Origin of the sequence: Streptomyces sp. DH12 (genome assembly GCF_020873895.1) — a bacterium.
Classification (GTDB): domain Bacteria; phylum Actinomycetota; class Actinomycetes; order Streptomycetales; family Streptomycetaceae; genus Streptomyces.
This window is the reverse complement of sequence record NZ_JAHWGT010001513.1, coordinates 1-403: the sequence shown is the minus strand read 5'-3', so window position 1 is coordinate 403 and position 403 is coordinate 1. Positions and strand designations below refer to the sequence as shown.

At 79.7% G+C, this 403-nt stretch carries 1 pseudogene; it reads left to right on the top strand.

From position 1 onward, the window contains the following. Positions 1 to 403, top strand: a pseudogene (locus tag LPA54_RS40820) (N-acetylmuramoyl-L-alanine amidase); the annotation flags it as partial.

Genomic DNA, 403 nt, shown 5'->3' with positions numbered 1-403 from the left:
CCTATCTGCAGTCCCGCTGGGACGCGCACGGCGGCGCCCCGAGCGTCACCGGCGGCTACGGGCCCATGCACCTGACCGACGCGCGTACCGCGCTCGCCTCCGCCGGGCACCACGCGAGCGGGTCCGAGGACCCGCGTGGCGACGACGCCCGTCCCGCGCTGCGCCCCTCGGAGCTCGGCCTGGACACGGCCGAGCTGCCGGACCGGCTGACCACCCTGCCGAGGGCGGCCCGGCTGACCGGCCTGGACGCGGAGACGCTGCGCGAGGACCCGGCGGCGAACGTGGCGGGCGGCGCCGCCCTGCTGGCCGAGGCGCAGCGCCGGCTGGGCGAGCCGGCCGGCGACGACCCGGCCGACTGGTACGGGGCGGTGGCGCTGTTCTCCGGCGCCGACGACCAGGCCTC